Genomic DNA, 20,021 nt, shown 5'->3' with positions numbered 1-20,021 from the left:
TTGTCCTGTTGTTAAAGCTGTTGATGATGGAATCAAAGTTCCTCCGCTTATAGCAGTATACCAAACAATATTTGCTTGATTGGTTTGAATACTTGCAAATGTTGGTGCATCTTCCTGACAGAAACTTTGTGTTCCTGCTGTTACCAATGTAGGTGTTCCAGGATCGCTTACAATAACATCAACTGTCAATCTTGAAGCGCTTTCACAACCTGTAGCTGGGTCAGAAATTGCTGCAAAATATTGTCCTGTGGTTAAAGCTGTCGTAGATGCGATTGCTGTACCACCTGTTAAAGCAGTATACCAAACGATATTACCTTGATTGAATTGAACACTTGCAAATGTTGGCGCATCTTCCTGACAGAAGTTTTGCGTTCCTGCTGTTACCAATGTAGGTGTTCCAGGATCGTTTACATTTACATCAACTGTCAATCTTGAAGCACTTTCGCAACCTGTTGTAGGATCACTGATTGCTGCGTAATAAGTTCCACTTGTCAACACTGCTGTTGATGCAATTGCTGTTCCGCCTGTTAAAGCTGTGTACCAAACAATATTTGTTTGATTGAACTGGATACTTGCAAATGTCGGTGCATTTACTAAACAGAAGTTTTGTGTTCCTGCTGTTACTAATGTTGGCGTTCCAGGATCATTCACAATAACTTCAACCATCAATCTTGTATTGCTCTCACAACCTGTTGTAGGATCGCTGATTGCTGCATAATAAGTTCCGCTTGTCAACACTGTTGTTGACGCAATTGCTGTTCCACCTGTTAAAGCGGTATACCAAACAATATTAGATTCATTAAATTGAACACTCGCAAATGTTGGAGCATCTTCTAAACAGAAGTTTTGAGTTCCTGCTGTTACCAATGTTGGTGTTCCAGGATCGCTTACAATAACATCAACCGTTAATCTTGAAGCACTTTCACAACCTGTTGTAGGATCACTGATTGCTGCGTAATAAGTTCCGCTTGTCAACACTGCTGTTGATGCAATTGCTGTTCCGCCTGTTAAAGCTGTGTACCAAACAATATTAGATTCATTAAATTGTACGCTTGCAAATGTCGGTGCATTTACTAAACAAAAGTTTTGTGTTCCCGCTGTTACCAATGTTGGCGTTCCAGGGTCATTTACATTAACCGTTACTTCTAGTCTTACTGAGCTTTCACAACCAGTAGCTAAATCTCCTGATGCTGCATAATAAACACCACTTGTAAGCGCTGTTGTTGCAGGAATTACTGTACCTCCTGTTTCTGTAGCGTACCAAACAATATTAGCACCATTAACTTGGATACTTGCAAACGTTGGCCCGTCTTCTAAACAGAAGTTTTGAGTTCCAGGTGTCACTAAAGTTGGCGTATCTGGGTCACTAATTATAATTACTGCATCTTGCAAAGTTCCTGCTAGGTTTTCACAAGTATTAGCGCTAGAAACAGCTACATAATAAGTAATTGGACTCATTGCCTTTGTTAAACCTGTTGCAGTCAAAACACCTGCCGCATCTATTGTATAAGTTACATTATTTATTACAGCACCATTTGTAATTGGCTGTGTTTTATTTGCATCCAAATACCATGTGAATACTGGTGTAGTCAATGTTGGTGCAGTTGGAGTTAATGATGCTGGTACACTATGACAAGTAACTAAATCATCAACTAAAATATCATTTCCTGTTGAAGGAGGTAAGATCGTAAATGTAATTTGTTTTCTATCTGCTGCTGCAGTTTCACAAAATTGATCTGAACTAACTCCTACGTAATAAGTATAAGTTCCAGGTAATAATCCATTTAAAACTAATTGTGAAGTTGTTTCTCCAGGAATTAATTGGCTTGTAGTTCCGTTAAAACTATACCAGTAATAAATTGGATTCGTTACAACTGGCGTTCCACTTAAAGAAGTTGCCAAAGTTGCTGTACCTGAAGCTGAACAAATTGAAGTTGTTGTACCTCCATTTAAAGTAATATTTGTTAAAGCATTTGTTGGTGCAGAAGCTTTAACTTCAACTGTAACTTCACCTCTTGCAAAAACTTCACATCCATAACGAACTGGCTGTACGTAGTATTTATAGATACCTGCAGCTAAATTTGCTGGGACAGTATATGTAATACCTGTAGCAACAGCTGTTCCTCCCGTTGGTGCGTCATACCAAATATAGGTAGAACAGGCTTCTTCTGGTATTTGAAGGGTTATATCAGTTCCCGGACAGACCGTGATTTTATTCGTTGAATCTCCTCCAATAATAGTAGTATTAGCTGCACGTTCAACAGTATGAACTCTTAGGAATTCCAAGACACCTGCAACTCCTCCAAAACGAATTCTTACTCTATCATAAACTTCTGTTGGAGAAGAAACTAATGCCACTGCCATAGTATTTCCTGACAATAATCTTAAACTTAATAATGTGCTTGTATTTTGAATAGGTGCACCTACAGCTACATTTCCTAAATAACGCTGAATAGTGAATCCTGTTAGAAGATTAACATCTAAAAGCGTTCCTGGTTTAGAAATTACGATACGTAATGTATCACTCAATACAGAAGGTGATTTAAATTGAACTGTTAAATCTGCTGCTGTCAATACTCCTGCTCCACTATACATTGTTGCAAAAGTTGTGATATCATTGTCTGCAATATTCCAAGCATCACTAACTCCCACTAAAGCCGTTGCTGCTCCTACACCTACTAAATTAGTTGCTCCATACAAAACATCTTCAATATCGCCACCCGCACAAGACACTGTTGTTGTAGGCTGTTTGTAATAAGCATCAAATACTTTTGTACTTTGAGCAACACTTAAAACAGAAGCAGATTGAATTCTAATTCCATCGTAATCTTGTGGACCTGCTGCATTAGAAGGAACAAAAGTAAACTCATAGGTATTATCTCCAGAAATTAAATTTAATAATGATCCAGATACCGATTGCATTGTTCCGATATCAACACCTCCTTTAGTTCCTATTACTGATAAATTTTGTCCTACAGCCAATAAACTATATTCTGAACCTAATTTTACAGTTACTGGAGTACCTTTTACAATATTACCTGGCCAAGTTAAATTCTGCCATGTTGTACCAATTCCTAAAAGTCCTAATCCAGTAGTGATAGTGGAATACGTTTGCGTATTTCCATCAACTGCATTTGCTCCATTGGTAACACCTCCTGTAACAATTGAACCTGATGTTTGACCATTAGCATATACTCTTTGAGTCAAAGATTGACAATTACTTAAGTCAATAACATTAATAACTTTCGTCGCTGTAGTAGTACAACCTGCAAGGCTCGCTACCGCTGTATAAGTATATGTTCCTGGTGCGCTTAACACTCCTGTTGTAAAAATTGGTCCAGTCAAAGCATTACCTTGAGGATCAAACCAAGTAATTGTTCCATTAGAAGTAGCTGTCAAGGTAACATTAGTACCCACATTTACAGATTCTTGTGGATTAGTTACAACCAAAGTTGGTAAAGTATTAATAGTAACAGTAACTGATTGTCTAACAGAAGGACATGTAATTCCATTTCCTTGCGCTTCAATTGAATAAACACCAGCAATTGTTATATTTGCTGCTTCATCTGCTGTAATTTCAGTATTTGAAGAATTAAAAAATCTATAGCTTGTGTTTCCTGTATTATCAAAATTCGTAATTGCATTAGTTAAATTAGCACTTCCACAACCTGCTAATGTTGAATTAACTGTTAAAACTGTAGTCGTTGGGAAAGTAACAATAACTTCTTTTAATGTACCATTTGCATTTTCACATGTCGCTGTTCCAGAAACAGATATATAATAAGTAAATGGTGTGTTTGCAGCACTTAAACCTGATATTGATAGTGCTCCAGTTGTTGGATTTTTAGCAAAAACCGCATTAGGCTGACCTGCAACTGAGCTTCCTGTAATCTCCACCGTTTTATTTATATCTGTATAATATCTATACTGCGCTCCTACTATCGTTGAAGTTGGTGCTAAAATCGTTGTACCATCACAAGCCGCTTCTATAGGGCTAGCAATTACTATGTCAGCACTAGTAGCCAACGGATTTACTGTAACAGTAACAGCTTGACGTGCACTATTTTCACACGCACCTCTAGAAGCATCTAAATAATAAATAGTTGTCGCAATTAAATTTGGCGTAGTATAATTTGCTGTAGCAGAAAGCTGTGTTCCTCCACTAGGTGAATCGTACCATGCAAATGTTTCGCCCACTGCTGTTGAACTAGCCGTTAAAGTAGTAGACTGTCCAGCACAAAGTGCAGTAGCATTTCCTGTAATAGCAGCATCCTTAAATCTAAATGATGCTCCGTAAATATTTAATTGTCTTAAAGCAGAAACGATTCCTCCTAATCTTACCTGAACTCCAGTAAAATTAGCTCCTGCTACAAAACTAGCTCTAAAACGGTTTCCTCCTAAAAGCTGTACATTCGCCAATGAATTGATAGAAACACCGTCGGTATTATCAGTAGCTCCATTATAACTTTGTAAAGAGATATATGAAAGCGCACTAATATCTAATAAACCAGTAGGAAGTCCTAATTCAACTTCTATAATATCTCCTGCTAAACCTGCAGAAGCAAAGTCAAGTTTTTGTTGTACATAACCTCCTAAATTAACTGGTATACTAAGAGTTGTTGCTGTATTATTATCTCCGTCTACAGATAATGTCTCTGTTCCAGTCACAGCTCCACACAAAACACACACTAATCCATCATTAGATATGGTTTGATTATTAGCTTGTAAACAAGTCGTAATAGGTTTATTTACAATTACTGTAATAGAAGTTCTCGAAGCGCTCACACAGTCAGAAGCATTTCTCGCTTGAATATAATAGGTTGTATTAGCACTTAAAATTGGTGTAGTATAATTTGTATTTGATATAAGCAAATTACCTCCTGTTGGAGCATCATACCAATCATAAATAATTCCTGCAACAGGATTAGAAACCTGTAATACAACATTTTGACCAGATTGAATATTAACTGTTGGAGAAGTAACTGTTGGTGCTGCTGGCAGTGGACTTACGTTTAAATTTACTGGAGTACGTGCACTAATACAACTTCCTATAACAGCTTCTACATAATAACTTGTATTTGCAGATAAAACTGGAGTTGTAAATGATGTTCCTGTAAAAACAAGATTTCCACCTGAAGCAGCATCATACCAATTGTAATCTGTTCCTGCTACTGGTGCTTGTACTGTAATAGTAGAAGTTTGTCCGCTACATAAATTTAATGGAGTCGCTGTTAAAACAGGTGCAACTGGTGTGACAATTGAAACTGGAACAGGCTGTCTTTCACCATTTACACAACCATTTCTTGTTACTTCAAGATAATATGTTGCTGCAGTATTTAATACTGGAGTTGTATAGGCTGCAGTATTTGATAAAAGATTCCCTCCTGTTGGCGCATCGTACCATGCTGCAGTTTCCCCCACAGCAAGTCCAGCTGTTAAAGTAGTAGCTGTTCCATTACAGATACTAGTATTACCAGAAATTACGGCAGCTTTATATCTATAAGAAGCTTGATAAATATCTAGACTTGTCAACACTGTTGCAAGACCTCCCAATCTCACTTCAACGCGATCAAAATTGGCACCTGCAGTAACACTAGCTCTAAAACGGTTTCCTCCTAATAACTGAACATTCAATAAGTTATTAATAGAAGTTCTATCATTATTAAAAGTAGCGCCATTATATGTAGCAAGACTAATATAACTTAGAGCTGAAACATTTAAAACACCTGCTGGTAATTCTAACTCCACATCTACAATATCTCCTGCTTTTCCAGGATTGTTAAATTGTAAAGTCTGCTGTACCCAGCCATTAATTAAACCAACCGGAACTGTTAATCTCGCTGCTGTAGAAAGGTTTCCATCAACAGAGAAGTCTGGATTGGTAGAACTACATAAAAGACAAATACCATTAAGTAATGTCTGTTGACTGTTAGCCTGTAGACATCCGCCTAATGGAGTTGTGATAACATTTACTAAAACAGGAACTCGAGCCGCGCTTACACAAGCACCCGTAGCACTCAGAGTCTCTACATAATAAGTTTTAGAAGCCGTTAATATCGGTGTTGTAAAAGTTGGTGTATTAGTTGCGATAGCAGTACCTCCTGTTGCCGCTTCATACCAATTTATTGTTGCCCCTGCCTCAGAAGTAGAAGCACTTAGCGTAGCATTTTGTCCAGATTGAATGGTAACACTCTGCGTTAAAACCGTTGGTGCTGCCGGAACTGGACTAGACACAACATTTACCTGAGTTCTCGTCGGACTGATACAAGTCCCAATTGACGCTTCTACATAATAACTCGTTGTTCCTAGAGGAACAGTTGGAGAATATGTTGTGCCTGTTGCCAATGAGCTTCCACCGCTTGCAGTCGAAAACCAATTATATGTTGTACCTGGTATCGGATTTACAAGAGACAAAGTAGTCTGCTGTGTTGGTGTACTTGAACATATTGCAGTTCCTGTATTACTAACAGCCGGTGCCACCGGATTGGACACATTCAATACCACTGGAACCCTATCGTTACTTTCACATCCTCCTGCACGTGTAACACCAATATAATAAGTTGTATTAGCTGTTAATGCAGGCGTAGTAAATGTATTTCCATTAGCCAAAGCGGTAGTAGACGTTGGAGAACTATACCAAGCCAATGAAGTACCTGCAGAAGGTACCGCAGTTAAAGTTGCTGTACTTCCAGAACAAACTGTTTGAGCTAAACCTCCATTTACTGTAGGCTTCGCAAAATCAAGTCTGACATCGTATATTCTAAATTCTGTAAGTGCCGTAACAGCACCGCCAAGATTAAACTGAATTTGATTGGCTGGACCAGTCAATGTTAATCTTAAAACTCCAATGGTATTACCAGGGAGTAATGACAAATTAAGTAACGGACTATTGACCGCTACACTTGAGCCGACGTTGGCTCCATTGAGTTTTGCCTGTAAATTTGCCGTTGAAAGTAATGACAAACTAAGTAAACCAGAACCACTCCCGATGTACATGACTACCTGATCACCAGCTTGAGCTGTCTGAGCAAAAGTCATCGTTTCTTCTACCGTACACAATACCCCCAAAGTGGTATTCAAAGATGCATAGGTAGTTAAACCAGGATCATTGTCATAAGCTGCTGTTGGGCTTGTCAAAGTAGCACCTACACACGCCAAACCAGTAACACTATTCGTATTAGACACTGGTCGGCAAAAGGTTTGGGCAAAATTTTTATTACAAAGAAGTAATAAAAACAAAAGCCCTAATGATCTCTTATAACGTATGAGATCAAAAAAAGTAAAGTTTTTTTTCATAATTTGGAAGATTAGAAAATGGACAATAAAACACCTCTCGCAATAGGTGCAAGCACCTACGCAATTAAACAATCAATTAAAAATCAAATAGTTAAAACATAATTCAAAGACTTATGAATAAGCCTAAAAAATAAGTTTTGGTAAAAAAATTATGTTGAATTTGGTATACCGAAATATACCTTAGAACAAATCTCATCTACGTCAGATAAAAAACGTTCTGTCTTTTGTAAAGAAAAATGATTGTAGTCATTCTTCTTAGAGGAGTGATTTGTAGCAGGTCTAATTTTCATAATGAAAATTTTTAATTGAAGTAGAATTGGGGAATTCTCTTTTTATATATTGATCCATTACCTAAAAGAAAGTTGATTACTCTTTCTTAAAAATTCTTAAGAATAATTCTTAAAATTTGGATTCTTTAGTTTCAGCACAAATAGTTTTGCTGATTTTCATAAATCCTCCGACCAGGGTTTATAAAAATCAGAAACTTAAAAAATAAATATTTGGGTAAAAAAATAACTTTAGAAATCGAATAACGATAATGTCCATCATTAAGATGAAGGAAGCTTAATGGAATAATAAATAAAGCTAAAATAAAATAAACAACTAAAGTAAAATTGGTGAAGAAAGTAATGGTCAATTCCATACGCCAGATTTATTAGATTATAATTTTGTTTTTGGAAAAGTACAAAGCAAAACTTTGTTTAACTTTTGTATTCTAAAATTAGAAAAAACAAAAAAACAAAACAAGGATAAAATTCTTATAATTTAAACCAAAAACGGAAAATAGAATTTGAACAACCCTTGAAAACATCAGAAAAAACAGCAGTTTTAACAAAATTATACTATAAAAATTTTCTTAAATAAAAATTAAACAAAAAATGTTAAATATCAAAAAAGAAAGTAATAACCTACAATAAAACAAATTTTATCGACAAAACTATCCGTAATTAAGACCAAATACATCAAAAATTAAATACCACAAGAGAATTTGTGAAAAGATTAGAGATTTCAAAAAAAACACGTAGAAATACCTGTAAGTAAATCACAATAAGATTAAACAAAAGTTAAAAACATAAAAAAAAGACAAACAATTATATATCAACCGTTTGCCTTTGTAAAATGTATTTTTGTCTAATTACGACTCGATAATCGTATTAATTTGATTAAATAGCTGTCCATCGCTCAAAAAAGCTCCCTGTTTTATCAATTCGAAGATCGAAGAATTGCGTTCATCTGTAAACACTTTCTTGCCTACTTTCATTTCAATATTATCTGTAAACATATTATCACTTAACCATTGAAGTCCTTCTTTACTTAAAAAATCAGTTTCAGGAGAAAGAGATTTTAAAACAATAGATTTTATGTAGGTATCAAAACATTGGAACAAAAAGATATGATTTTTAGAAAAATGTTCTAAATACTCTGCTCTCGACAATACCCCTTCCCAAATTAAATCTGAGAAAACATCCAGCTCTTGTTCTGCAACTTCTGGTTTATTTGCCTTAAGTTCTTCCCATTCTTTTCTATCAATGGTTTGCGTCGCCAAAAAGCTTGCAAATTCGGCATGTAATTCATCAAACTGCTCTTTTGTTAGTCTTGCGTATTTCATTTTATTTTAAGCTTTAAATCTAAGCCATTAAACGTAAGTAAAAACAGCTCAAATAATTTATATCATTAAAATTCATTAAACAAAAAAAATCCCGATTTACATCGGGATTTTCAATATTCTCTACTTCAAATTATTACTTTTCAGCAACAATTTCGTATGGTAATTCAACGATTACATCTCTGTGTAAACGAACTGTAGCATTGTATTTTCCTAAACGTTTTACAACACCGCTAGTGATGAATTTTCTATCGATAGCGTTACCAGATTTCTCTAAAGCTTCAGCGATATCGATGTTAGTGATAGAACCAAAAAGTTTCTCTCCACCAGCTTTTGCAGTAAGTTTAATTTCAAGAGATTTTAAAGTTTCAGCTAATGCTTTAGCATCAGCAATAACTTTAGCTTCTTTGTGTGCTCTTTGTTTTAGGTTTTCAGCTAAAACTTTTTTAGCAGAAGGAGTAGCTAAAGTAGCAAATCCTTGAGGAATTAAAAAGTTACGACCGTAACCAGGTTTTACAGATACTACATCATCTTTAAATCCTAGGTTTTGTACGTCTTGTTTTAAAATAAGTTCCATGTTGTTGTCCTTAAATTTTAGAAGTTAGGTTCTGTATAACAGAAACCAGCGACTAGAGTTTTTTTAATTATTTTAATAAATCGGCCACGTATGGCATTAAAGCTAAGTGACGAGCTCTTTTTACAGCTACAGAAACTTTTCTTTGGTATTTTAATGAAGTTCCAGTTAAACGACGAGGAAGAATTTTTCCTTGCTCGTTAACGAATTTCAATAAGAAATCAGCATCTTTATAATCGATGTATTTGATTCCTGATTTTTTGAAACGGCAATACTTTTTAGTTTTGTTAGTTTCAATGTTTAAAGGCGTTAAATATCTGATATCTCCGTCTTTTTTTCCTTTTGCAGATTGTTCGATTGTAGACATAATAATTACGCTTTAGTAGATTTTAATTTTGCTCTTCTTCTCTCAGCCCATGAAATAGCATGCTTATCTAAACTTACAGTTAAGAAACGCATAACTCTTTCATCACGTCTGAATTCAGTTTCAAAAGCTAAAAGAACTTCTCCAGCTACTTTGAATTCGAATAAATGATAAAAACCACTTTTTTTGTTTTGGATTTCGTAAGCCATTTTTTTAAGACCCCAATCCTCTTTCGATACCATTTCAGCTCCTCTACTAGTAAGAAATTCTTCAAATTTCGTTACTGTTTCCTTCACCTGAACCTCAGATAAAACGGGATTTAAAATGAAAACAGTTTCATAATGATTCATAAATAAAAAATTTATTTGTTAAAATTGGGTGCAAAAGTAATCATAATATTTAAACTTACAACACTTTTTTTGTTTTATTCGTCATAATGCAAAAAATATGCGCTGATCTTAGTTTCTTTTCCAAAAAAACAATACATTTACTACTGCTATCCTGAATTTATTCTAAATTGAAATGTTATGAAACTAAATTGTGTTGTTGTAGATGATAGTTCTATACAAAGGACAATTATTGCCAAATTGGTTAATAATCACCCAGGCTTGCATTTAATTGGTGACTTTTCTAATGCAATTGAAGCAAAAAGTTGTATCTCTTTAAATAATATTGATTTAATATTTCTTGATATAGAAATGCCTGTAATTAATGGTTTTGACTTCCTTGACGGATTAAAATCGAAACCGCAAATTATTTTTATCACTTCTAAAGCCGAATACGCTTTAAAAGCTTTTGATTATGATGCCACTGATTATCTGCAAAAACCCATCGCAGTAGATCGTTTTAATGCTTCTGTAAAAAGAGCAATTGATATGCATTTACTGAAAAAAGATGTTAAAGAGGAAGAAGGTGAACACATCTTCATAAAAAGTAATTTGAAAAAACTTAAAATCTTCACTTCTAAAATAAAATGGATTGAAGCTTTCGGAGATTATGTTAGAGTCGTTACCGAAGATGACAGCAATCTGGTTCTTTCGACTATGAAATCTTTTGAAAATGATTTATCAAAAGACAAATTCATCCGCGTGCACAAATCGTACATTATTAATATAGATAAGGTAGAACGTTTTAATAGTAAATTTGCTGAAATTGGTATTACAAAAATACCTCTAAGCCGTAACAAAAAAGAAGATTTGGTAAAAGCACTTTCTACTCCTTCTTGATTTACGATTAATAAAAATCTACGTTTACTACAACTTTTATAGCTCTGTATTGAGCAACAGCTTCAAAACTATTCAGCATTTTCTGAATAGTTTTTTTTGTGTTTCCTAAATGCAGATTATGCGGAATCTTAATCAAGATAGTTCTAATATATTCATTTCGAATTCTACTTATTGCCGGCTCTTCAGGACCTAAAACAGGAATACCCAGATTTTGACTCAAAACCTGATACAACCACATTGAACCTTCTTTTAGCTTATCGTATTCTTTATGCTTCAAAGTCAGTTTTATAATTCTAAAATAAGGAGGATACCTATATATTTGTCTGTCGTATAATTGCTCCTTATACATACCTATATAATTATGGTCTGTAACCTGCTGAATTGTATTATGATTTGGATTATACGTTTGAATGACAACTTTTCCTTGCTTTTCAGATCTTCCAGCTCTCCCTGCAACTTGTGTCATCATTTGAAAACTACGTTCAAAAGCTCTAAAATCGGGATGATGCAGCATATTATCTGCATTCATAATTCCGACCAAACTTACATTATCAAAATCCAAACCTTTGGCAAGCATCTGTGTTCCGACTAAAATATCAATTTCACGATTCTTAAAAGTGTCAATAATTTTTTCAAAGCCAAATTTACCTCGTGTAGTATCCTGATCCATTCTTCCAATTTTCGCTTTCGGAAAAATAGACGACAGTTCCTGTTCGATCTGCTCTGTACCGAATCCTTTTGTTGTTAAATCAATACTAGAACAGCTATGACAATTGGTAGGCTTTGCAATAGAATATCCGCAATAATGACAACGTAACTGATTTTTGTGTTTATGATACGTCAAACTCACATCACATTGTTGGCAATGCGGAACATGTCCGCAAGTCAAACATTCTATAACGGGAGAATATCCTCTTCTGTTTTGAAACAAAATCACTTGTTCTCCAACTGACAAAGCCTCTGCAATTTCTTCAATCAAAAGATCGCTGAAATGCCCCGTCATTCTTTTTCTGAAATACTTATCTTTTAGATCCACCAAAATGATTTCAGGAAGTCGAACATTTTTATAACGTTCCGAAAGTGTAACTAATCCATATTTATCATTTTTAGTATTAAAATAAGTTTCAATACTTGGAGTTGCAGACCCCAATAACACTTTTGCATTATGAAAATTAGCCAAAACTATTGCCGCATCTCTGGCATGATATCTTGGCGCAGGATCTGTTTGCTTAAAGGTTTGCTCGTGTTCTTCATCAACAACCAACAAACCCAAATCATTAAAAGGCAAAAACAAAGCCGACCTTGCTCCTATTACAATTTGTGCTTTTGGAGAGTTTTCGAGCGTTTGTTTCCAAACTTCTACTCTTTCATTATTACTATATTTAGAATGAAAAACAGCTACTTTATCTCCAAAGTGAAGTCGCAAACGAGAAACCAATTGTGTTGTAAGTGCAATTTCGGGAAGCAAATACAAAACCTGTTTTCCAGTTTGCAAATATTCTTCAATTAACTTTATATAAATCTCAGTTTTTCCGCTTGAAGTAACACCATGAAGCAGGCAAACTTCTTTCTCTTTCAAACTTTCCTTTATTTCTGTAAACGCTCTATCTTGTGCTTCACTTAACTGTAATTCTTTTTCAGACTTTTCACCGTTAAACGAAACACGATCGTGTTGTATGTAATATTCTTCAAAAATTTCTTTTTCAATTAAAGCTTTTACAACTGCGGAAGTTGAACCAGACACCTCAACCAATTTTTTTACAGTAACAGGCTTTTTTTCTGATGCATTAACCTGAAAATATGCCATAACAATTTCTTTCTGCTTATTGGCATTTTTTAAAGTTTCGAGCAATTCTGCCAGACCATTATCCGATTCGTATTTCGAATGCAATTTCACATACCGAACCAACTTTGGTTTGTAAGTTTCTTTAATTTCTTCTTCCAGAAATATAATATCTTTTGCTATTAATTTCTGAAGAACAGGAAGTATGTTTTTTTTATTTAAAATCGAAGCGATTTCTTGAACCCTCAATGAACTCTGATGTTGTAAAGCCTCGTAAATCAGAAATTCATCATCTGAAAGCTCAGAATCATTTACCAAAACATCTGGTTTGTGAGAAACGACCGTTTCACTTTCCAACAATAATCCGCTCGGAAAAGCACCACGATACACATCACCAATACCACACATATAATAATTAGCTACCCAAAGCCAATGCTTAATCTGTATTTCGGTTGCGATTGGTTTTTCATCTAAAATTTGATGTATTTCTTTAGCTTCGTATAATGTTGGCGCATTTTCATGCACATCTAACACAAGCGCTGTATATATTTTACTTTTACCGAAAGGTACAGCGACACGCATTCCTTTTTTTATAAAATGGAATTCTGCCTCAGAAACACGATAGGTAAAGGTTTTTGCTAAAGAAAGCGGTAAAATAACTTCGATAAAAAACATGTACTATATATATGAATGCAAAGTTACTTTTTTCCAGCAGATTTTTGAGCCAAATACTCATCAACCAATTTTGCAGTATGGTTTAAAGATTCAATATTAGTCCAGTCGTCATGTCCAGGAATAATATATTTTGGATTTTTAAATTTCGTTTTGACTCTACCAATAGATTGCTTCCATTCTTTTACATCAGAATCGCCCAAATAACCTAAATCCTGTGCATCTGCACTTTTTACAAAACAACCTCCGTAAAGCACTTTTTCTTTATTAAACCAAACTACAATATTATCAGGAGCATGTCCTTTTCCTGGATAATACGCTTCAAAAGTATGCTGTCCAACGGTAAAAGTCTTATCATTTGGAATTATGAATTCTGCTCTTGGTTCCTTATTTTTTTTCAAAATATCATCTGTTAATTTAACAGAATACGTTTTGATTCCTTTTTTCCTATAAAACTCAAATCCACCTGCACGATCTTCATGCGAATGTGTCGCAAAAAGCATCACAACTTCTTTATGATGTTTTGCTTTTATCGAATCCAACAAAGGCTGAAACTGTGTTTTATCCCAAGGCGCGTCAAACAACACAACACCTTTGTCTGTAACAAGATACAAAGCGTTTGCTGAAACTTTATTTCCTTTGTAATCACTAAAAGTCCTATAAACATAAAAGTCACCCGTAAGATGACTTATTTGTAATGGCGAATTCTTAGATTGTCCAAAGCTGTTTAAAATTGCAACTAAGAATAAAACTATCGAAGCTAATTTTCGCATTTATATTTTTAATTAATTTTTTACTCTAGTCCAGTATTGCGTTCTTCCCATTAAAGATAGTCCAATATATCCGCGAAGCTTTAATTTATCTGCAGATTCCAGAGTGATATAACATTTGTATTTTTTGCCAGTTGTAGGATCTAAAATTGTTCCTCCATTATATTCTGAACCATCTTTTTTAAGACCATTCATAATCACCATTCCTAAAATTGGCTTATTTTTATCAGCTCCGTCACATTTTACACAAACGTCTTTTTTATGGCTATCACGAAGAATATCTACTACCTTACCGTAAACTTTTCCTGATTTCTCATAAATTTCTACGATTGATTTTGCTTCACCTGTTTCATCATCAATTGTTTTCCATTTTCCAATTACACTTTGGCTTTGCATGGTCAGGGCAAAGAAGAACACTCCGATAGTTAGCATCAAATTTTTCATATTATTTCTCTTTTTTTTGTTTTAATTTTCTGATAGAAGCATTCAATTCGAACCCTAAAAGCAGAATCATACAGTTTATCCAAATATAAAACATTAGAATTAATAATGTCCCAATAGAACCATAAAGTTCGTTATATTTTGAGAATTTTATAACCCAAATTCCAAAAAAGAACGAAGATATAACAATTAAGATGGTCGTAAAAACAGAACCAATGCTTATAAAAGACACTTTATTGTACTGTTTTGTACCATAACGCAATAATATTGAAGATGTTATCAAAATCATTAGAATCACAAACAAATATCTTCCTAAAATAATCAGCGGAATACGATCACTCAACACATCTTGAATAATTGTTTTCTGAATAAAAACCTCAAAAACAACAATCGTTGCTACTGTGACAAACAATATTACCGTCATAACAAGCGAAATGGCTAAAGCGACTAAATATTGCCTAAAAAAACCTCGTTTATCAAAAACATGTTTTGATGATTCAAAACCACTTAAAATTCCGTTAATACCATTGGCCATCAAAAAAATGGAAAGCAAAAATCCAGATGATAAAAGCCCTGAGTGACTATTATTTAAAATATCACTTATAATTTTACTGATCGCATCAAAAGTATTGGGTGGAACGCTCTGCTGCACAAACTGCAAAAAATCTTCCTGAAAATTCTCTATCGGAATAAACGGAATTAAGTTTAGAATAAATAACGCAAAAGGAAATAATGCCATAAAAAAGCTAAAAGAAACCGCACTGGCATGATACGAAAAAGCACCTTCAAGAATTCCTAAAGTGTACATTTCAAGCAGATCATACAGCGAAAATCCCTCTAACCAAGGAAGCTTTATTTTTTTTAAAAGTCGGGCTAAATTGCGTATAACGGGCAATTTCTCAATCCGAGCTTCTATCTCTTGCGACATATCTTTTGATTTTAGATTTATTGAGTGTAGATTTTAGATTGATTCAACCCAACTCATAACTTATAACTCAAAACTCTCAACTCCTTAAAAAGCTTTCAGACTCAAATCCATATTATATACAGAATGCGTTAAAGCGCCTGAAGAAATATAATTTACACCACAAAGAGCATACTCACGAACTGTTTTTTCACTGATATTTCCAGAAGATTCGGTCTGGCATTTTGAGCCAATTAGGGCAACGGCCGATTTGGTATCTTCATAATTAAAGTTGTCAATCAGAATTCTATGAACACCATCACTCAACAAAATTTCTCTAATTTCATCCAGATTACGAGCTTCAACAATGATTTTCAAATCCAGATTGTTTTCTTTTAAATATTCTTTGGTTTTCTTAATCGCAAGTGTAATACCTCCGGCAAAATCAATATGATTATCTTTCAGCATAATCATATCGTACAAAGCATAACGGTGATTTTCTCCTCCTCCTATTTTTACAGCCCATTTTTCAGCAGCTCTAAAATTTGGAGTTGTTTTTCGTGTATCTAAAATCTTTGCCTGTGTACCTTGCAAAAGTTCCATTAAATGATTTGTTTTTGTAGCAATTGCAGACATTCTCTGCATTGTATTTAAAACAACTCTCTCTGCTTTTAAGATAGATTGCGAGCTTCCTGAAACTTCAAAAACAACTTCGCCGTATTCTACATGCGTTCCGTCTTCAATAAAAGTTTTTACTTTTAATTTAGAATCTACATGCTCAAATATCATTTTGGCCAATTCAACACCAGCAATTATTCCTTGATCTTTTACCAATAATTTAGCCTGACCATGTGCTGTATCAGGAATACAAGCCAAAGAACTGTAATCGCCTGGACCAACATCTTCTCTGATGGCATTCGTAATTAAAAGTTTTAATTCTGCTTGAAATTGAGCTTCGCTTATCATTTTTATGTTTTTATAATAATGCTAAATTAGGATATATTTTATGGAATTAAAAGTTTCCCGAACATGAAAAGTTTTTCAAAACATTAAAATTTTCTTTTTTAACCATTAATATATTAAGAAATTAAGTTCGGTTTCTTAATGTTACTTTTCAGCTTTAATCAAACAATGAATTTTAAATATTTCATTTTAAGCAAGCGCTTGATTAAGAAAAATTAAGCATAAAATCTAAATAAACTTAATGTCTTAATGATAGAAAATTCAAAGAACATTAAATATCTTTGAGGTTCAATCAAGCAAAATTTATGGGATTAATTAAAGATATTTACTCGGTTTCTTTTTACGAAAAATTTGGTCAGGCTGTCGCCGAAGTTCATCCTTCATTCAACAAACAAAAATTCATTGAAGCGATTTATGAAGGTGATTTTGCACAGAAAGAATGGAAAGACAGAATGAAACACACTACAGTTGTTCTGCATCAATTTATGCCTCAAAATTTCGTTGAAGCCACTTCTTTAATTGATAAAATCATCGAAAACTTAAAGAAAAACAGTTTTACAGATGGCAATCTGGCGTTTATTTTCTTTGCCGATTATATTGAAATGTACGGTTTGGAAGATTTTGAAACTTCTGTAAAAGCTTTTGTTTCTATAACGCAATTTATTAGTTGTGAGTTTGCTGTTCGTCCTTTCATTCTAAAGTATAAAGAAACAATGATTGACGAAATGATAAAATGGTCTTTGCACGAAAATCATCATGTTCGACGTTTAGCAAGCGAAGGCTCAAGACCAAGATTACCGTGGGCAATGGCGATTCCGTTTCTGAAAAAAGACCCTACTTCTATTCTTCCGATTTTAGAAAATCTAAAAAATGATCCTTCAGAATATGTTCGTAGAAGTGTTGCCAATAATTTGAATGATATTGTAAAAGATAATCCGGAAATTGTGCTTGAAATTGCTTCAAGATGGAAAGGTCAAACCAAAGAAACGGACGGAATTATCAAACACGGTTGCCGAACTTTATTAAAACAAGGACATCCTGAAATCTTAAGTCACTACGGTTTAGCAAGTACCAATATTGAGCTTTCATCTTTTGAAATCAAAACACCAACTGTAAAAATCGGAGATTATCTACAGTTTCATTTTCACTTAAATAATAAAAACGAAGAACCAAAAACCGTTCGTTTAGAATATGCTGTTCATTACAAAAAAGCAAAAGGACATTTGGCGAAAAAAGTCTTCAAAATCAGTGAGAAAATCTATCACCCAAATCAATTAACTAAGATTGAACGAAATCAGTCTTTTAAATTGATTACAACGCGTGTTTTTCATACAGGAATGCATCAATTGTCAATTATAATTAACGGAACAGAAAGTGAGGTTTTGGAGTTTGAATTGATTGATTAATTTAAAACGATTAAATTTTTCAATACTCCAGCGGAGTATAATATTTATAGAAAAACAATTCCCATCATTAAAAAAGCTCCAGCGGAGCGACATATATTTCACCCCGCTAGGGCTATACATTGTGTCAGATGTATTTTCTATAAATATTTCGCCCTGCTAGGGCTCTGTGTTTCGGAACAATTATTTTTTTCTATAGATATTCCGCCCCGCTGGGGCTTTACGTTGTGTTAAATGTATTTTCTTTAATTTTTTCACCCCGCTGGGACTTTTTTATACTGTGTGTTATTTTTTTCTATAAACATTTCGCTCATATGGAGCTTTAAACTTAAATTTAATAAATACCTAAAACTTTACTAAACGATTTTCCTTATTTTTATAACACAAAACAAAAAACAACTTTTCTTAATCTAAATTAAGTTACAGACACACATCACAACTGTAATTTTGTTTTCAAATCAAATAATACCACATGTCAAATATCAGTTTAATTATCGAAGAACGCGCCGCCAATATTGGTAACTTTATGGTAGGTCGTTTATTGCCTTTCCGTGAAAAAAGAGCCGTTGGGCCATTTGTATTTATCGATCATATGGGACCTGCGCATTTGAGCGACCACGAAAATATGGATGTTCCTCCGCACCCACATATCGGACTTTCTACGCTTACTTTTTTGTTTGAAGGAAGTATTATGCACCGCGATAGTTTAGGAACAGAATTAGAAATAAAACCAGGCGCTGTAAACTGGATGACAGCCGGAAAAGGAATCGTTCACTCAGAAAGAACGCCTGAATATTTAAGACATTCAGATAAAATGCTTCACGGATTGCAGATTTGGGTAGCACTTCCGAAAGAATTGGAACAAATGGATCCGAATTTCACACATGTTGAAGCAGATGATATTCCGGCTTGGGAAGAAGATGGCGTTTCATACAAATTGATTGCAGGCGAAGCTTTTGGCAAAAAATCTCCAGTTCCAGTTTATAGTCCGTTATATTTTATTGAAATTAAAAGTAAAGAAGCGAAGAAAATCAACATTGGACAGCATTTATTCGGTGAAAGCGGTTTATATATTTTAGAAGGAAGCATTAAAAATGGTGAACACACTTACGATCCAAGACAAATTCTGATTACTACGGAAAGTTCTCTTTGTGAGTTTGAAATTGCCGAAAATTCAACCGTTTATATCTTTGGCGGACAGCCGTTTCCTGAAGAACATTTTATCTTTTGGAACTTTGTTTCTTCTGATAAAAACCTCATCGAAAAAGCAAAACAAGATTGGACAGCACAAACTTTCCCTAAAGTTCCAGGAGAAACCGAATTTGTACCATTACCAGAACCAAGAATCAGATAATTATGGATACCGTTAAAGCTACAATCGACACCAGAAAATATCGTACAGAGATAACTTCTAAAACTGGAAATATCCTTATTTCAGACGAACCACAGGAAATCGGCGGCAAAAATTTAGGATTTAGTCCTTTTGAACTTCTCGCTTCATCTTTAGCTTCGTGTACTTTAATTACATTACGAATGTATATTGACCGCAAAGCGTGGGACGTTTCAGAACTTACTATTTGGGTAGATTTTGAAAAAAATGAAGAACACACCGTTTCTTTATTTTCAACAAAAATTCTAATTACAGGAAATGTAGACGCCGCGCAAAAACAACGCATTTTGAAAATCGCGAACAGCTGTCCTGTTCACAAAACACTTAAAAATACGATTAATATCGAAACTTCATTAGTATAAAAATTATGGAAATTCAACAAACAAACGATACAAAAAGAGGCTCTTTTGATGCTATAGAAGACGGAAAAGAAGCTTGAAAAATGACTTATACTTGGGCAGGAGATTCAAAATTCATTATTGACCATACAGAAGTTAGTCCTGACTTTAACGGAAAAGGTGTCGGCAAAAAACTTGTTATGGCAGCAGTAGATTATGCCAGAGCAAATAATGTGAAAATCATTCCGCTTTGTCCTTTCGCGAAAAGCGTTTTTGACAAAGTTGAAGAAA

14 protein-coding genes and 1 pseudogene are annotated in these 20,021 nt (G+C 34.2%); 5 read left to right on the top strand and 10 right to left on the bottom strand.

Annotation, left to right across the window (positions count from 1 at the left end):
* The 5 genes from VGE71_RS13620 to rpsF all read right to left on the bottom strand — a co-directional run.
* Positions 1 to 7,185, bottom strand: a 7,185-nt coding sequence (locus VGE71_RS13620) for a hypothetical protein (RefSeq protein WP_331138825.1), incomplete at its 3' end; no start/stop codon positions are given.
* 1,246 nt (positions 7,186 to 8,431) lie between these two features.
* On the bottom strand, positions 8,432 to 8,905 hold the full coding sequence (locus VGE71_RS13615) for a DUF6495 family protein (RefSeq protein WP_144213925.1): 474 nt from the start codon (positions 8,903 to 8,905) through the stop codon (positions 8,432 to 8,434).
* A 133-nt stretch (positions 8,906 to 9,038) separates the two neighbouring features.
* Positions 9,039 to 9,479 carry a 50S ribosomal protein L9 gene (rplI, locus tag VGE71_RS13610; RefSeq protein WP_331138824.1) on the bottom strand — a complete coding sequence of 147 codons (441 nt, stop codon included), beginning with the start codon at positions 9,477 to 9,479 and terminating at the stop codon, positions 9,039 to 9,041.
* Between the two features lie 67 nt (positions 9,480 to 9,546).
* On the bottom strand, positions 9,547 to 9,843 hold the full coding sequence (gene rpsR / locus VGE71_RS13605) for a 30S ribosomal protein S18 (RefSeq protein ID WP_002987043.1): 297 nt from the start codon (positions 9,841 to 9,843) through the stop codon (positions 9,547 to 9,549).
* 5 nt (positions 9,844 to 9,848) lie between these two features.
* Entirely contained in the window at positions 9,849 to 10,190 is a 342-nt protein-coding gene (gene rpsF / locus VGE71_RS13600) for a 30S ribosomal protein S6 (protein WP_068842999.1), read from the bottom strand.
* A 177-nt stretch (positions 10,191 to 10,367) separates the two neighbouring features.
* On the opposite strand from rpsF, the gene VGE71_RS13595 reads away from it, so the two are divergent.
* The gene (locus tag VGE71_RS13595) at positions 10,368 to 11,066 is read left to right on the top strand and encodes a LytR/AlgR family response regulator transcription factor (RefSeq protein ID WP_091497027.1); all 699 of its coding nucleotides are present in this window, start codon (positions 10,368 to 10,370) and stop codon (positions 11,064 to 11,066) included.
* Between the two features lie 7 nt (positions 11,067 to 11,073).
* Here the strand turns inward: VGE71_RS13595 and priA are convergent, their stop codons facing one another.
* From priA to nadC, 5 genes are all read right to left on the bottom strand, one after another.
* Positions 11,074 to 13,524 carry a replication restart helicase PriA gene (gene priA, locus VGE71_RS13590; protein WP_331138823.1) on the bottom strand — a complete coding sequence of 817 codons (2,451 nt, stop codon included), beginning with the start codon at positions 13,522 to 13,524 and terminating at the stop codon, positions 11,074 to 11,076.
* Between the two features lie 23 nt (positions 13,525 to 13,547).
* Positions 13,548 to 14,294, bottom strand: a complete 747-nt coding sequence (gene bla-B1-FLAV, locus VGE71_RS13585) for a subclass B1 metallo-beta-lactamase (protein ID WP_331138822.1) — start codon at positions 14,292 to 14,294, stop codon at positions 13,548 to 13,550.
* A gap of 12 nt (positions 14,295 to 14,306) precedes the next feature.
* A complete protein-coding gene (locus VGE71_RS13580) occupies positions 14,307 to 14,735 on the bottom strand; it encodes a DUF2147 domain-containing protein (RefSeq protein WP_144213932.1) in 429 nt (142 codons plus the stop codon).
* Between the two features lies 1 nt (position 14,736).
* Complete coding sequence (locus VGE71_RS13575; protein ID WP_144213934.1) at positions 14,737 to 15,660, bottom strand: YihY/virulence factor BrkB family protein; 924 nt, start codon at positions 15,658 to 15,660, stop codon at positions 14,737 to 14,739.
* A gap of 84 nt (positions 15,661 to 15,744) precedes the next feature.
* Positions 15,745 to 16,602 (bottom strand): carboxylating nicotinate-nucleotide diphosphorylase, encoded by an 858-nt coding sequence (gene nadC, locus VGE71_RS13570; RefSeq protein WP_331138821.1) that lies wholly within the window; start codon positions 16,600 to 16,602, stop codon positions 15,745 to 15,747.
* A gap of 302 nt (positions 16,603 to 16,904) precedes the next feature.
* Between nadC and VGE71_RS13565 the strand changes: the two genes are divergently transcribed.
* The 4 genes and pseudogenes from VGE71_RS13565 to VGE71_RS13550 all read left to right on the top strand — a co-directional run.
* Positions 16,905 to 18,005 (top strand): DNA alkylation repair protein, encoded by a 1,101-nt coding sequence (locus tag VGE71_RS13565; RefSeq protein ID WP_331138820.1) that lies wholly within the window; start codon positions 16,905 to 16,907, stop codon positions 18,003 to 18,005.
* A 469-nt stretch (positions 18,006 to 18,474) separates the two neighbouring features.
* Positions 18,475 to 19,356, top strand: coding sequence for a pirin family protein (locus tag VGE71_RS13560; protein ID WP_331138819.1), 882 nt, complete (start codon positions 18,475 to 18,477; stop codon positions 19,354 to 19,356).
* Between the two features lie 2 nt (positions 19,357 to 19,358).
* On the top strand, positions 19,359 to 19,754 hold the full coding sequence (locus tag VGE71_RS13555) for an OsmC family protein (RefSeq protein WP_331138818.1): 396 nt from the start codon (positions 19,359 to 19,361) through the stop codon (positions 19,752 to 19,754).
* Between the two features lie 5 nt (positions 19,755 to 19,759).
* Positions 19,760 to 20,021: pseudogene (locus tag VGE71_RS13550) on the top strand (GNAT family N-acetyltransferase); the annotation flags it as partial.

This window comes from Flavobacterium sp. (assembly GCF_036405015.1).
Classification (GTDB): Bacteria; Bacteroidota; Bacteroidia; order Flavobacteriales; family Flavobacteriaceae; genus Flavobacterium.
Note: the sequence above shows the minus strand (reverse complement) of the source record. Positions and strands in the feature narration are given on the sequence as shown.